At 56.4% G+C, this 2,058-nt stretch carries 1 pseudogene; it reads right to left on the bottom strand.

What is annotated here, in order from left to right:
• A pseudogene (locus VKV18_RS00480) lies at window positions 1–1,545 on the bottom strand (hypothetical protein); the annotation flags it as partial.
• Window positions 1,546–2,058: the final 513 nt, after the last annotated feature.

Raw genomic sequence — 2,058 nt, 5'->3', positions numbered from 1 at the left:
AGCCAGCGGGCTGTCGCCGTTGAAATCGGGCGACCAGTCCACATAGTCCCAGGCCCCGTGTTTGTTGGCAAAAAGCCCATCGTCATCGAGGTCGCCCTCCATATAGGCGATCATGGAGGCCAGCAGGTCATGTTGCTTCATAAGGTAGTCTTTGTCGCCGATATGCTTATAGAAGTCGGTAAGCCCCACCACCCAGGCGGCGGAGTAGCCGGGAATGCCGTTGACATGACTTTTCGGCAGGTCGGCAGGTGGGTTTCCTCCCTGGGCATCGTCACGAAGCCGCTGCATGGTCTGCTCCATGAGGAACTTGTCGGCAAAGACGGTGTCAATCACGCGGCCGGAGACCTGCAGGTCGCCCATCCATCGCGCGCGGTCGCGTTTGGGAGCATCCCAAATGTCCTCTTGCATGCAGAGATGGGCGGTATAGGCTCCCACATACCAGATGCGCGTGAGGAGGGGGTCGGAGCAGTCGAACGAACCTTTATATTGAACGGGATAGTACTTGAAGTCGAGCGACACGTCCACCGTAAGCGGTGTATCGGAGGCGCCTGGAGGGGCGTAGAAGGTGATTTTGGCATAATGGAACGCGCTGTAAGGCGTGTAAAGCGGTGAGACCATGGTGCGGGTATCGAAGGTATGGATGCCGCCCCAGGGTTTCATCACGGCCTCATCCTCCGATTCGCCAGTACCTACTTGAATGATGCCGTCTCCCTTTACGATAAGGCGTACACGGCCGGCAACCTCCTTGCCAAAATCTACGACTAAAGAGGGCGGTGTTCGGCCGGAATCTTGCGGAGGAGCTACCACCTGCATGTGGCCGGGATGGCTCGAATCCACATGAAGGCTGCCGGCGCCCTGTTGTACATCGAGCACACCCACGACGGGCAGAGTGATGTGGGCGAGGTAGGGCACATCCGAACTGTAGCCGGGCCATCCGTCCAACTCGTTCCAAGGTGCATCGCCTAAAGCGGCCTCCTCGGTGGCATATGGCCAAGAGCTGTCGTCGTAGTCCGTATCTATCCAATCACTTGGAAGGTTGGTCTGTTCGGTAACGCGCCAACTTTTATCGGTACGAAGGATCGGCTTATTATCGGCCATCAACATACAAATAAGCCCTGCCGGTCCACCGGCATTAAGCGCCCGTACAGCGATCACGTTTTTTCCGGTGTGGAGATGCGGCGTTAACAAAACGGCATGAACCTGGCGCCATACGAAACCGTTGCCGGGTTGAGGGGCCGAGTAATCGAGTTCATGCCCATTCACATAGAGCGTGAAAAAGTCGTCGGCGGTAATGTAAAGAACCGCCTTTTGAGGTACCCGCTCCAGCGTAAAGGTGCGCCGTGCGTAGATCGTCTGATTATCCGCCACATGATTTGCCCATATCCACTTTACCGGCTGTTGCGTGGAGGTTGCGAAGCGAACGGATTTAGGGATAGGCAAACCATAAGTAGGGTCGGGTGTTGGGGGGCGTCTTGCCTCTGCGGCGCCAGCGCCGATAAGGCTCACAAGTAGGCATAGGCCTAGAGATGAAAGCGCAAATCTCATTACTATCCTCCAAAGCGGTCTGGATGTTCCTATGTGTTTCTTCTCCTTGTTCGATGCCGATTCCTGCCTACGATGTGGTTTCGAGAGAGGGATCCACGCCATGGCATGAGAGAATGAATATAGGTGTTGACTTCCTCGGAATAGGATTGTATGTGGCTTTTGTTTTGAGAGTAAGTTGACAGTGGCACCGGCGTTTCGGCGTCAAGGCCTCCCCTTACAGCCCCCACCCCCCCGCCCCTCCCCCGATTCGGGAGAGGGGCACCTGGCAGTGGGCGTCCTCGCGGACGGCGCCTTTGCGGCCAGCACCGTTTCCTTAATCATCTCGTTCCCTGGCCGCTGCATCGCTGTCTGCTTCTACAACCCCCACCCCCACTCCCCCTATCAGGGAGAGGGGAGACCAATAAGTTCATTGGCGGTTTCCTTTGATACGCTGTCATCTGGACACTAACCACACTAGCCCCCTTTCTTCAACAAGTAAGACACAATAAACGCCTCAGCGGCCAGAACCGTTTC

The sequence above is a fragment of the Chthonomonas sp. genome (assembly GCF_035294505.1).
In the GTDB taxonomy this organism is placed as follows: Bacteria; Armatimonadota; Chthonomonadetes; order Chthonomonadales; family Chthonomonadaceae; genus Chthonomonas.
This window is presented reverse-complemented; position numbering and strand designations above follow the sequence as displayed.